At 46.5% G+C, this 13572-nt stretch carries 11 protein-coding genes; 4 read left to right on the forward strand and 7 right to left on the reverse strand.

Annotated elements, in window-relative coordinates:
* Positions 1 to 291: 291 nt before the first annotated feature.
* The 3 genes from QUB35_RS02040 (at position 292) to QUB35_RS02050 (ending at position 4733) form a co-directional block, all read left to right on the forward strand.
* Positions 292 to 2019, forward strand: coding sequence for a diflavin flavoprotein (locus QUB35_RS02040; RefSeq protein ID WP_333138890.1), 1728 nt, complete (start codon positions 292 to 294; stop codon positions 2017 to 2019).
* A 346-nt stretch (positions 2020 to 2365) separates the two neighbouring features.
* Positions 2366 to 2995 (forward strand): hypothetical protein, encoded by a 630-nt coding sequence (locus QUB35_RS02045; protein ID WP_333138892.1) that lies wholly within the window; start codon positions 2366 to 2368, stop codon positions 2993 to 2995.
* Positions 2988 to 4733 (forward strand): diflavin flavoprotein, encoded by a 1746-nt coding sequence (locus QUB35_RS02050; RefSeq protein ID WP_333138894.1) that lies wholly within the window; start codon positions 2988 to 2990, stop codon positions 4731 to 4733. Before QUB35_RS02045 ends, QUB35_RS02050 begins: the two co-directional genes overlap by 8 nt.
* Before the next feature lie 193 nt (positions 4734 to 4926).
* Here QUB35_RS02050 and pgsA read toward each other — a convergent pair whose 3' ends face one another.
* The 3 genes from pgsA to QUB35_RS02065 form a co-directional block, all read right to left on the reverse strand.
* Positions 4927 to 5445, reverse strand: a complete 519-nt coding sequence (gene pgsA / locus QUB35_RS02055; protein WP_333138896.1) for a CDP-diacylglycerol--glycerol-3-phosphate 3-phosphatidyltransferase — start codon at positions 5443 to 5445, stop codon at positions 4927 to 4929.
* Between the two features lie 484 nt (positions 5446 to 5929).
* Entirely contained in the window at positions 5930 to 7291 is a 1362-nt protein-coding gene (locus tag QUB35_RS02060) for a calcium-binding protein (protein ID WP_333138898.1), read from the reverse strand.
* Between the two features lie 343 nt (positions 7292 to 7634).
* Positions 7635 to 9245 carry a pentapeptide repeat-containing protein gene (locus QUB35_RS02065; protein WP_333138900.1) on the reverse strand — a complete coding sequence of 537 codons (1611 nt, stop codon included), beginning with the start codon at positions 9243 to 9245 and terminating at the stop codon, positions 7635 to 7637.
* Here QUB35_RS02065 and QUB35_RS02070 point away from each other — a divergent pair.
* A complete protein-coding gene (locus QUB35_RS02070) occupies positions 9225 to 9353 on the forward strand; it encodes a hypothetical protein (RefSeq protein WP_333138902.1) in 129 nt (42 codons plus the stop codon). The two genes, QUB35_RS02065 and QUB35_RS02070, sit on opposite strands and share 21 nt — an antisense overlap.
* Before the next feature lie 1143 nt (positions 9354 to 10496).
* On the opposite strand, the gene QUB35_RS02075 is transcribed toward QUB35_RS02070, so the two are convergent.
* From QUB35_RS02075 to QUB35_RS02090, 4 genes are all read right to left on the reverse strand, one after another.
* Positions 10497 to 11249, reverse strand: coding sequence for an ADP-ribosylglycohydrolase family protein (locus tag QUB35_RS02075; protein ID WP_333138904.1), 753 nt, complete (start codon positions 11247 to 11249; stop codon positions 10497 to 10499).
* Positions 11246 to 12445: a transposase gene (locus QUB35_RS02080; protein ID WP_333138906.1), complete on the reverse strand. Its 1200-nt coding sequence runs from the start codon at positions 12443 to 12445 to the stop codon at positions 11246 to 11248. The genes QUB35_RS02075 and QUB35_RS02080 overlap by 4 nt, the downstream gene beginning before the upstream one ends.
* 88 nt (positions 12446 to 12533) lie before the next feature.
* The gene (locus tag QUB35_RS02085) at positions 12534 to 12662 is read right to left on the reverse strand and encodes a hypothetical protein (RefSeq protein WP_333138908.1); all 129 of its coding nucleotides are present in this window, start codon (positions 12660 to 12662) and stop codon (positions 12534 to 12536) included.
* A gap of 83 nt (positions 12663 to 12745) precedes the next feature.
* On the reverse strand, positions 12746 to 13456 hold the full coding sequence (locus QUB35_RS02090) for a sugar transferase (RefSeq protein ID WP_333138910.1): 711 nt from the start codon (positions 13454 to 13456) through the stop codon (positions 12746 to 12748).
* Positions 13457 to 13572 lie beyond the last annotated feature (116 nt).

Raw genomic sequence — 13572 nt, forward strand, 5'->3', positions numbered from 1 at the left:
TCCTTTTTGGACGGGCGGGACGCCCATCCCACAATAACAATTAAAATTGTAAGTTATTTAATTCGCGATCCTAACTGACTGCTCGATCGCAATTTCCATGCAAAACTCAGTACGTCGATCGCCAAACCGATCGAACTTGGTTTCTCTACCACATATATTAGCTTTTTGTCAAGAGAGAGAGATCACTTTTGGGATGCTTAACTGAGTGATAGGAAATTTGATAAAGATTTACAAAAGAAACGTGTCAGAATGGAAACAATAAGGTAATGGGTAAAAGACAAGGAGGCACTGATGGTAGCGCTGACTGAACGAGTCCAACGCAGATTGACGGTGGAAAAAGTCGAAATTGCCCCTGATACAACGGCAATTCGATGCCTGGACTGGGAGAGAGACCGCTTTGACATCGAATTCGGACTCAAAAACGGTACAACTTACAACTCATTCATTATTCGCGGTGAAAAAACAGCCCTCGTCGATACGTCGCACGAGAAGTTTCGCCAGCAATACATGGAAACTCTGACGGGCGAAATTGACCCCAAAGAGATTGACTATCTAATTATCAGCCACACGGAACCAGACCACAGCGGTTTAGTCAAAGACGTGCTGGCGCTGGCACCCCAAGCAATTGTCGTGGGGGCGAAAGTAGCAATTCAATTTTTAGAAAACCTTGTACACCAACCATTTGAGCGATTGGTAGTAAAAAACGGGGACAAACTAGATTTAGGAAACGACCACATTATCGAATTCGTATCGGCGCCGAACTTGCACTGGCCCGATACTATTTTCAGCTACGACAGCAAAACTCAAGTGCTGTTTACCTGCGATGCTTTCGGGATGCACTACTGTTCCGACAGTACATTCGATGACGATTTAGCAGCAGTTGAGGAAGATTACCACTTTTATTATGAGTGTTTGATGGCTCCCAATGCTCGATCGGTACTCGCTGCGATGAAGCGGATGGCAGAGTTGGGAGAAATTGGTACAGTAGCAACCGGTCACGGGCCGCTGCTGCGGCACAATGTGGTGGAACTTACCGGACGCTACAAAAAGTGGAGCCAAGCGCAAGCTAAGGCAGAAACCACTGTAGCGGTATTTTACACTTCCGACTACGGATGGAGCGATCGACTCAGCCAAGCGATCGCCCACGGTATCACCAAAACCGGTGTTGCTGTGGAAATGATGGATTTGAGAATCGCCGACTTGCAAGAAGTCCGCGAACTTGTCGGTACCGCCGCCGGTATCGTGATTTGTTCGCCGCCGAGTAGTGGTACTGCTGCTGTGAATGCCGAAGCTGCTATCAACACAATTTTAGTTGCTGCTAACAACAAACAATCTTTCGGTTTGTGCGAATCCGGCGGTGGCGATGACGCATCGATTTACCCGCTGCGAAACAAGTTCAAAGAGTTGGGTTTAAAAGAAGCATTTCCCAACATTTTGATTAAAGAATCACCGACAGAAGCGAGTTATCAACTTTGCGACGAAGCCGGCACCGACTTGGGACAGTGGCTGACGCGGGACAAGGCTGTCAAACAGATGAAGGCCCTCGACAGCGACCTCGATAAAGCTTTGGGACGGATCAGCGGCGGACTGTACATCATCACCGCTCAAAAAGGCGAGGTTAGCGGTGCGATGTTGGCTTCTTGGGTAACGCAAGCCAGCTTTAAACCGCTGGGTTTAACAATAGCAGTTGCCAAGGATCGGGCGATCGAATCGATGATGCACGCGGGAGATAAATTTGTTCTCAACGTGCTCGAAGAAGGCAATTATCAAACCTTGATGAGACACTTTTTAAAGCGTTTTGCTCCTGGTGCCGATCGATTTGCCGGAGTTAAAACTCAACCAGCAACCAACGGTTCTCCGATTTTGACAGATTCCTTGGCTTACATGGAATGCGAAGTAGTGAGCCGGATGGAACTTTCGGATCATCATATCGTATATGCGATCGTCGATAACGGTCGCGTATCCAATCCCGATGCACTGCCTGCTGTTCACCACCGCAAAGTGGGAAATCACTATTAGGATGTCAGTTGACGGTTGACAGTTGACTGTTGTCAGTTGACTGTTGGCTGTTGGCTGTTGTCAGGTGCAAAGGGGAAATTCAACGATATATTGATTGACTGTCTGAATCAACACACCCCAAACGTATTAGTAAGGTGCGTCAGCCGATGTTTTATTCGACTTCATCATCGATTATCTACTGACGCACCCTACAATTACAGTCCAAGACGCAACTGGCTACGCAAAAACTCTCACCTTTGGGTGCTGGTGGCGCACCTTACGGGGTTTCTGGGTGTTGGGTGCGCCACCAGCAGCAAACCGGGCAAACCGTTGTCATTTAGACTCCATTTTAATAGGGGAATTGCCAATGCCTGCCAATCTTTTAGAAGACCGAGATTACACAATTATTATTGCCAGAAGCGATGCCAGCAGAGACCCTCAACATCCTTGGTATCAGGAGTGGGTAGAAGCACAGGCATCTCTGATTGACTTAGCAAAAAAATGTCAGCAATTTGACAGCGACGGCATCACCCTTTATGAAGCTTCTACTCCGATGTGGGAGTATAAAAATTCAAATGTTGCCCGGTTAGCTGAAATTTTGCAGCGACAAAATACGCAACCGGATTCAGCAAACCCCACTGAAATTAATTTGGAAGAAGCTCTGAAAGCAACTTTTAACGATTATTTCGCCAGCCAACCAAATGCCAAAGGCAAGAACGGAGCAATAATTGTTGTAGTCCTAGATCAAAAACCCGAAAATACCGCTGCTGTTGCCGAAATTATTGTAAGTGCAGCAAATAAAATAGATAAAGACGAAGAAATTGGAGTGAGCTTTATCCAAATTGGGGATGATTTGAAAACCAGGGAATTTCTGATTGACCTGGATACCAATTTACAGGGTAGAGGCGCAAGGTTTGATATTGTAGATACCAAGTTTTGGCACGAAATCAAAAGAAGTTCTGTAGTTCAGTTTCTCATAGGTGCAATTAATGACTAACACTTTGACTCCTAGACTCGCATCTGATGCCAAACCCCGCGACGTACAGTTTATCCCGATCGCACTCGATACTTTTATTCTGCGATCGCGCACTTGGGATCGACTCAAATTTGAAGTCGAGTATTCGCTGCAAAAGGGTACGACAGCCAATAGCTACATTATTCAAGCTGACAAAACTGCTTTGTTCGACCCGCCTGGGGAATCTTTTACTCAAAATTACCTGGAATTTTTGCAGCAACGGGTGGACTTGACCAAGCTGGATTACATAATTTTGGGGCATTTCAATGCTAACAGGTCAGTAACAATTAAAGGTCTGTTAGATTTAGCTCCTGAAGTAGCTTTGGTTTGCACGAATCCCGCCGCAATTAGTTTGCGCGCCGCTTTTCCCGAACAAGAGTTAAACATTATGATCGTTCGGGGAGAAGAAACTCTCAACTTAGGAAAAGGTCACGCCTTAAAATTCATTGCGACTCCGACTCCTCGCTGGCCCGATCAACTTTGCACCTACGATCCGCAAACTCGAATCGTGTTCACTGACAAACTGTTTGGAGCTCACGTTTGCGGCGACCAAGTATTCGATGAAGGGTGGAGCGTTTACAGCGAAGATCGGCGCTATTATTACGATTCCCTGCACGCATCTCAGGCCAAACAAGTGCTGACTGCAATGGATAAATTCGCCGATTTACCAGCAGCATTTTATGCTCCCGGTCACGGCCCGATCGTCCGTTACGGCCTTAATGAACTGAGCAATTTGTATCGGGAATGGAGCCAGCAACAAAATTCAAAAGACTTGACAGTTGCTTTGATTTATGCTTCTGCTTACGGAAATACGGCTACTTTAGCCCAGGCGATCGCCAAAGGAATTACGAAAGCGGGCGTTGCGGTGGAAAGTATCAACTGCGAATTTGCCGAACCGGGAGAAATTCAAGAGGCGATCGAAAAATGCGCGGGATTTATCATCGGAACCCCGACGCTAGCAGGACACGCTCCGACGCAAATTCAAACTGCTTTGGGAATTGTTTTATCTACCGCAACTAAGAGCAAATTAGCAGGGGTTTTCGGTTCTTTTGGCTGGAGTGGAGAGGCGATCGACTTAGTGGAAAACAAGCTGAAAGATGCTGGCTATCGAATTGGATTTGAGCCGATTCGAGCCAAATTTACGCCGACGGCGGCGACGATTCACGAGTGCAAAGAAGCGGGAACGGATTTTGCTCAAGCTTTGATTCGATCGCAAAAATTGCGGGCACCGAAACCGCAGTTAGCAGCCGGTAGCGATCGTACTGAACAAGCAGTAGGGAGATTGGTTGGTTCGCTGTGCGTACTCTCGGCGAAGCGGGGGGAAGTCGCCAGTGCGATGCTGGCTTCCTGGGTGTCGCAAGCAACGTTTAATCCGCCCGGTGTGACGATTGCGGTGGCGAAAGATCGATCGATCGAAGCTTTGATGTATGCCGGAGATAAATTTGTGCTGAATATCTTAGCCGAAGGGCGACAGTTGCGGAAGTATTTCATGAAAAACTTTGCTCCGGGAGAAGACAGATTTGCCGGAGTCGAAACAATGGAAGCTAGCAACGGCTGTCCGGTTTTGACTGAGGCTCTAGCTTATCTGGAATGCGAAGTGATAAGTCGGATGGAATGCGGCGATCACTGGGTAGTTTATGCAGCGGTTGAAAACGGTCATTTGCTGAAAAATGACGGCGTGACAGCGGTGCACTATCGGAAATCTGGGAGCCATTATTAAAGTGAAGTAATCTTGATAAATCCTCGCTTTTCCACAAGTCCGCCGGGGGTTTAAACCCCCGGCTAATAGCTAAAGTCCTCTAAAGAGGACTGATGATTTTAACAGTCCTCTTTAGAGGACTTTCGCTTTGAGGCAGGGGTTTCAACCCCTGCCGGACTGGGGGAAAGCGCGTGTTTAATGATATAAAACTCCCTTACTTTTCTTTTATTTCCTGTTCCGGCCACAGATAAATAGCGCCAGAAATCAAAGTTAAAGCCACAGAAACCCAAAAAGCAATTAATGCGGGAAAATTCCACGCTTCAGACAAAGGAGCAATTAAAAGTGCGATCGCCACAATCTGACTCACCGTCTTCAATTTGCCCCAAATATTAGCTCCCGAAATCGTAGTTTTATTAACACGCCACCCCGCAATGGTCAACTCCCGACCAAAAATCAAAAACACTCCCCAAGCCGGGATTTTCCCCAACTCAATCAATACCAAAAGCGGCGCGAGCACCAACAATTTATCCACCAAAGGATCGAGAAACTTACCCAAATCGGTAATTTGATTCAGCTTCCTAGCCAAATAGCCGTCCAGCCAATCAGTAGCCGCAGCTACCACAAAAATTGCGGTGCAAATCCAGCGGCTTTGCGCGCTTGGGTCGTACAAACCGTAGAGCAGAAAAGGCACTCCCAGTAAGCGAGAAAAAGTAATCAAATTAGGCAAATTCATAAATCAAAAATTAAGGGCTACTCTACGAAGGCTTTCCTTAATTTAACATTTACACGACTTATAATCAGGTGGATTTACTTAATTAAAAAACCTTCTGACTATAGTTGTCACAAGATTGGATAATTTATCGGCTCAATTTGTTGTGTCGCCTCGCGCGATCGAATTCGATTTTACTGCCGATTGGCGATCGTAACTGGCTAGAAACATTCGGAAACAGAGTTCACTAGCTCAGGGTAATCTTTGGCGATCGTGGCTACCGAGAAGGCCAAACTGGGCAGGGAAATTAGCATGAAGAAAAAGAATCTGCGGATTCCTGCTCAAAGACTAAAATCCTGTTGCCTTTAAAGAGACAGCAGGAGATAAAAACTGTCAAGGGACAGAATATAGATTTGCGCGGTGGTGGCAAGAAAACATGAACTTACTTACCGCGTCTAAAGCCAGTTTGCGCTGGGTTTGGGCTTAAAATTTGTTTAAGTCCCGTTAATTAAATGAGTGGTTCCTCAACGAAATGCGAGGCGTTAAATTGACGCACTCCTTGAACCACAGCTAGGGTTTCCGCTTGAGAAATCGGAATTCCGGCTTGAGGCGTGACGTAGATCCGGGTACTCGGAGTAGCAACCCCGTTAACTGTCAGCGAGATGTTTTGGAACGATAGCTGCTCAAAGGTAATCCCCTCCAGTAAGAAGTAGTCAGTCCCTTTCAAGAAGTCAACGATGTAGTCACCAGCAGGAGGAGTAATAACTGGCTCACCGGGATCGATGGGTTCGGGCACAAAATCGGTGAACAGCAACTGGAAGTAGTCGGTGTCAGCCCCGCCGGTTAGAGTGTCGCGGGCGGTTTGAGTTTCCGCATCTTCGCCGCCAAAAAGCAGGTCAATGCCAGCACCACCGATGACACGATCGACTCCTGCACCAGCATCCAAGAAGTCATCGCCTGCAGCACCATTGAGGATGTCATCGCCAGCCAGTGTTTCAGCAACTCCGTAGTCGCCATAGATAGTGTCATTGCCACCCAGACCATTGAGGTTGTCATTCCCCTCTCCGCCATCAATGAAGTCGCCTTCAGCGCCACCCCTGATGGTTTCTAAGCCAGCGCCACCGATCAGAGTGCTGGTGCCAGCACCACCGTCGAGAATGTCATTGCCATCGCCACCATCGAGGAAGTCAATACCATCGCCACCAAACAGGGAGTCACTTCCGGCATAGCCGTAGAGGGCGTCGTCGCCTATGCCACCATCGAGGGTATCGTTGCCGCCGCCTGCTAAGCTGTCGCCTTCTCCGTAGAGGGTGTCGTTGCCGCTGCCGCCAACCAGGGAATCTGCTCCCCCAAAAATTTCGCCTTTTTCATCATCGCCGTAGATTTTGTCATCGGTAAAGCCACCAATAACGGTGTCATCGCCAGCACCACCAAACCCCGTATCCTCGAAACCTACAAAGAGTTGGTCTCTTCCAGCCCCACCATCGAGGAAATCTTTACCATCGTTGGCATCGTTGGCATTTGAGCCTCCGTACAGGATGTCATTGCCATCTTCGCCATACAATGAGTCTTCGCCGGAATCGCCAAAAAGTCGATCGGCTCCGATTCCACCATGCAGGTTGTCCTTCTCCAGCCCACCGTAGAGGAAGTCGTTACCATCATCACCATATAGATCGTCTTCGCCGTTTTCCCCAAATAGTCGATCGGCTCCAGCAGCACCATATAGAGTGTCTTTATCCTCTCCACCGTAGATGCTATCGTTACCGCCTAAGCCATACAACAGATCTTCCTTGCCAAAGCCGCGAATCACATCGGCGTTATTGGTTCCGGTCAGAGTATCGGGCAGTTCTGTTCCATTTCTGATAGCCATAATTTTCTCCTGTTGTTATGTCAGTGTTTCGTAGTGTTATGTGAACTTGCGACAACGCACAAAAGTGATTCATGCGCCTTAGAATTCGGTGCTTCGTTACCGTTGACAATCCTTACCATTCCCCCCTTTCCAACATCGAAAGGGGGGATGCCGAGGCATGGAAAGGAAAAATAAAATGCGAGAAGTCATCACACAAACTCCGGTTGATATTATGTCCGGTCGATCGCCTGAATAAAAATATCGAAAAGCCTTCCTGTCAAAGCATTGTCATGATGACAATTGCTCCGACTAGATAGATCGTGAGTCCCCTCAGATCGGCCGTTGAACTCCCGTTGCTCTGACGTTACGAGAACTGGAAGAGCGGACGATTGGTCGAACTGACATTAGTGCTGATATGAGCTGCCGTAAATGAAGTGTTAGCTAGCGTGATCAACAGCGCGCCTGTGCCAAAACCGGCATCGCCAGCAATGCCATTGCCCGATCGCAATTGAGTGTTCGCGCCAGATGGCACCACATCGATCGCTGCAATGCCACTGAAGGATAGGATGTCTCCGCTGGCTCCGAGGGTGAAACCATTCACGCGATCGGAACCATGACCACTGCGGTAGTGAATGGTATCTCTGCCACCACCGCCTGTGAGGGTGTCATTTCCCGCAGCACCAAACAACGCATCATTGCCCGGGCCACCCGTCAGGATATCAACACCGCTACCGCCATCGAGGTAATCATCCCCATCACCGCCGTTGAGGGCGTCATTGCCGTCGAGCCCGAAGAGATTATCGTCGCCTCCGGTTCCAGTGACGGTATCGGTGCCGCTAGTCCCCATCGTCAGACCCACAACATCGACTGCATTGACCCCGGTCATGTTCGCCCCGACCATAACAGCACCGGTGAAGTTGGCTTTGACCAGGTTGGCATTAGTTAAGTTGGCATTGGTGAAGTCGGCACCGATAAAACTCCCCACTTCCAGGCTGGCACCTGACAGATTGACGTTTCTAAACTTGGTCAGGTTATCTCCAACCGCCTCCTTCAGGTTTGCGCCTGCCAGGTTTGCCCCTGTAAAGTTGGCTCCAGCCACATTGCTCTTCTCAATAAAAGCGTTGTCTAACTGGACTCCACCCGTCAAGTTAGCGCCAACGAGAATTGCTCCACTCAGGTTGGCATTGCTGAGATCGGCACCAACCAGGATTGCATTGCTCAAATCAGCACCGTCCAGGAATATGCCTTCTGCAATCACCTGACTCAGGTTCGCGTTGTTCAACTCAGAATCTGCGAAACTAGCACCACCCATTTGAGTGCGCGTACCATTTGCATGGGCGCTGAAGTTAGCACCAGCCAGATTGACATCTTCGGCACTAAGTTCCCTCAAATTGGCTCCGCGAAAGCTAGAACTTGTCAGTGTCAATCCATCCGGTGCGTTGGTATCGGTCATATTAACCCCACTCAGGTTGGCAAGGTCAAAGATGGCGTTGCTGAGGATAATGTCTGTGAGATTAGTCGATACGTCGAATTGAGCGCCAGTAAAATTCGCATTGATCAACATGGTTCCTTCCATGTCAGCACCCTGGAATTTGGCATTCGTCAAATTGGCACCCGTAAAGTCAGCCGCTTTCAGCTTCGCCTTAAAGAAATCAGCACCCGTAAAGTTTGCTCCCCTTAGGTTCGGTCGCTCCGACTGTTCGCCGCTGAGATTGGCCTCATGGAGAATGGCATTGGTCAGGTTGGCGTTGGACAGGTTGATGAATTTTGTGCTGATCAGCGACAGATTTACTCCAGTTAGGTTTGCCCGACTGAAATTGACGTTTTCTAAGGTCGCTTTATAAAAAGTCGCCGGTTGAAAGTTGGTATTGGCAGCAAAGATGGCATTCGTTGCATCTACATTCAGCAGAAATGCCTCTTCAAAGTTGGTACCTCTGAGTTGAGTGGAAATACCTTGAGCGTTGCGCCTGAACAAGACGTTTTCGAGTCGGGCTTTGAAGAATGTGGAACCATTGAGGTTTTGCCCACTAAAGTTATTGCCGACCAAACTTTGATTACTAAAGTTTTGCGCTACCATTTGTAGTTACCCAAAAGTGAAAACTTAGGTTGTGAAGAGCATGAAAAAATTGGTCTTGACTTTAGACTTTAGACTCAAATATTTTTAATGGCTGAATCTGGTTTACATCCTATGAGAGTCCCAAATTTCCCACAAGTGGCAAATACTCTTCTTTACACAATCTTTAAAAAAAAACACACTTTTATAAAGATGGTGTGTATTTATTCTAAAAAAGCATAACTTTTAGAATAAAATTAAGTATTGTTACGGAAAAAAGCACAAACTAATTCTGGCTCTTCGCTGTTATGGCCTTCGTCAGGGCAACGCTCTTGACTCCTGAATTATGCTGTAAGTGCTGCGGGTTCTGGGTATGCTTTTTTTTTATTCAAAACTTACGCAACTGGCACAATTGGTAGGGTTGCCCTAAACCTTAAATCTTTGATAATCTCCCGATAACCACGAGGTCTGACGCACCATACAAGTTGACATAAGTGTGACAGTTGCGTAAGTCCTACGATCTTTATCTAAGGGCGATGATAAATCTATATACTTACCGATAACTATCGGTGCGAACATCCCAAGTAATTGTGAGTGGCTCTAACAATTTTTGGCATTGCTGCTAGAGGATAGAGAGCCAAACTCCCCAACCTGCAGGCAACTAGACTATTTTTTTTTCTGATAATTTTGTAATTTGAGATACAGAATTTAATGGAGAATTGTGGATTTAAAAAATATCTCGATCGACCTGCAATTCCTGGTCTTGAACCACGATCGCATTCGGCAGCTTCGGCAGCAACCAGCGGCGCAGACCAAGCACCCATAACCCCCGCACAAATCGCCTGATTAATCCCCACCGGCGACATTCCCGCACGGCTGACCAAAGTATTCAATTCGCGGTTAAACTACTGCACCAAAGGCACTCCCAGCCAGCGAGAAAAAGTAATTTAATTAGGCAAATTCATAATAGATAGGACTAAGACCAACTGGAAAATTAAACAAAGGTATGTAGTTGCGCTTTAGCGCTCTTAGCTTAGGAAAGAGCGCCCAAACGCAACTACATACATAAAAATTAACCCTATTTGTGACAGTTGGGCTTAATCCTAATAGAAAGAAGTTCGGCAACGCGCAGTGAATGGGGATTTAACGGATGTCACAGATATCAGGAAGAAGTCAGAAGTCGCTCCTGCAATTCATCAACTGTCGATCCAGTTCTATGATATAATCTCGGCCGTAAAATTTATTTTCTAATCCTTGTACCAGATTTTCTGGCAGGTCTTGGGCAATTTCACTGCTACAGGAACCAGCAGCTAAAGCAATAGTTGCCACTGTATCGACATCTCCCGAAAAGGCAATGCAATCTTGGAGCAGTTGGCTCATACTATCATTTCGGATGACCGCAGTAATAGCTGCTCTAACACAGACCAAACCTTTAACGCTGACTTGTCCTTGCCAAGGTATCGACCACTCACCAGCTACGTGCTTTTCTAGAAAATTTCCCAAATTCTTCTTTAAACCTAGCTGATAAATAAAGTAATGGGACATCAAAGCGGCCGCTATAGCTGCTTTAATACCATCGGGAGTATTGTGAGTAATTGCAGCTTGAACGGTAGCATTTTCGATTACTTTTTCAATAGTAGGAAAAATGCCAATGGGGCCTGCTCGCATCGCAGAGCCACTTTTATCGCTAGCGGAGCGAATTTTTTCTAAAAATTCTTTTCCGTCTTGAACTTGTAGCAAAAAATTGTAAAATTTGCCAGCATAACCCAATCGCCGATCGCGGTGAAAAGCTGCAACAAATTTGCTGGCTAAAAGTTCCGGCGTCCAAGGTTCTCGGCTGACGATAGCTTCTGCGACGGCTAAACTCATCTGCGTATCGTCTGTTTGACACTCCCCGACCTGAAGGCGCGGGGATTCTTGGATCAATCAGTCGATTTGCTCGTTGATGCTGCCACCATTGAGTAGAGATCGGTCTGTCCCCAAGCTTTGATTTCGGTGTGCCCCACCGTATTTAAATTAAAGCCAACTCCTGCCTGCTTCAACCCTTTCGCCAAAATGTTTTTCGCGGCGTTGTGATCGCGATCCAATATCGTACCGCAACCACAAATGTGGGTTCGAGTTGACAGCGTTTTCTTAACAAGATTTCCACAATTTGAACAGGTTTGAGAAGTATACTGAGGAGCCACAGCAATTATTGTTTTGCTGTACACTCTTCCAAAATACTCCAACCACTGAGCCAATTGTGACCACGCTGCATCGCTAATAGATTTAGCAAGCTTGTGATTTTTGACCATATTCCGCACCTGAAGGTCTTCGTAGGCTACAAAATCGTTAGATTTTACCGCGCACAACGCCGTCTTTATGGCGAAGTCTTTACGCTGCCGACTGACCTTCAGATGTTTTCTTCCTAACTTGTTGATCGCTTTCTTCCGATTACCTGAGCCTTTCTTTTTTCGAGAAACTCGCTTCTGCAATCTCTTCAAAGCTTTTTCACTTTTACGGAGATATCGAGGGTTGGCAACTGTTTCGCCATCGCTATCAGTATAGAAATGGTTTAGTCCAACGTCTATTCCAATAATTTCACCAGTAGAAACGAATTCCTCTTTTCTTTCCGCATTGATACAAAATTGTGCGTAGTAGCCATCGGCACGACGCACAATTCTGATTCGCTTTATCTCACTGGGTGCATAAAAATGCAAGTCCCGACTACCGATTAACTTAAACCTTCCAGCAGCAAAACCATCCTTAAGTGTCAAGCATCTTTTGTCGGTAGAAATTTCCCAACCCGAAGTTTTATACTCAACGGATCGAGTATGTTTCTTGAACTGCGGGTATCCCTTTTTCCCTGGTTTCTTGGCTTTGCAATTAGCAAAGAAACGTTGGATAGCAAAAATGGCACGTTCTGCCGAAGCCTGACGTGCCATCGAATTAAGCTTGCCTGCCCATTCAAACTCTTTTGCCATGATGGCGCATTGTTTGTACAGGTCTACTAACTTAACTCCTTGATTTTCTATCCAATACCTAAGAGTTTTGTTTCGGACAAATTGAGCCGTCCGAATCATGTCGTCGATGATCCGATACTGCTCCGTTTTGCCCTTTAACTTAAACTCTAAAACTATCATTGGAATAGCCTACCACTTCTACAAAGACTTTTACTTGCAAATCTGTATGTTTAACAATTATTCACACCTTGTGGGAATTAAAGCCGTCCTAGAAGGACGGGGCTTTAGACCCGATTTTTTGGTAAGCGTTGAGATTGTTATACAATTCGATCGTCTGCTGGTCAACAAATTCAAAACCCGCACCGTAAGCGTCACCAATCGCTAATTCTACTAACATATATTTAATCAGTTCCCAACTATTTCATCCCCTGTTTTTTCCTAAAATTTAAAATCCAAAAACAACCCAAAACAGCAAGTCTATTAACACGCACCGTTTTTACTCAAGACCACCCCAATTGTTTTGCAAATCAGAGTGATGTCGTAGACAACAGACCACTTGCCCTGATAGTCGAGATCCATCTGCACAATATCGTTAAAGTCTTTAACTCCAGACCGTCCGTGGACTTGCCACTCCCCAGTCAGCCCGGGTTTGACATTTAAACGTTGCCAGTGAAAATCGTCATAGGCAGCAACTTCATCAGGAGTGGGCGGTCGAGTTCCCACCAAACTCATGTCGCCGACTAACACATTCCAGAATTGAGGCAACTCGTCCAAACTCGTGCACCGCAAGAAGCGGCCGACGCGGGTAATTCGCGGGTCATTTTCATTCTTAAAAATGTGACCCTTGGCTTGGTTGCTAACTAAATGTTTGAGCTTTTCTGCATCGACAACCATCGATCGAAATTTCCACATTCTGAAATGTCGCCCTTTGAAGCTGCAGCGGACTTGACTGTACAGTAGCGGGCCCCGATCGTCCAACAGCATCGCCACTGCCACCGGCACCGCCACCACTGCAGCAATTGCCAGTCCCAGCAAGGAACCCAAAATATCGATCGACCGTTTTACCTTGCTCGTTACGGATCGGTGATGTTGTTGTTGTGATACACAGACTCTGTAAGTAAATTCTTGAAAAAATAAGGACAGCATTTCTGATAATGAGGATTTCGACGAGGCACCCATCGGAAATTTCATATGATTTGTCTCAACTTTAACGATCTCTTACGTCCATCTTATTAGCCATCCCAAATCTGCAGAACCTGAAATACTCAGCTTTGCACAATCTTTAAAAACCCATAACACTTTTATAA

The organism is Microcoleus sp. B13-B6, assembly GCF_036705405.1.
GTDB lineage: Bacteria > Cyanobacteriota > Cyanobacteriia > Cyanobacteriales > Microcoleaceae > Microcoleus.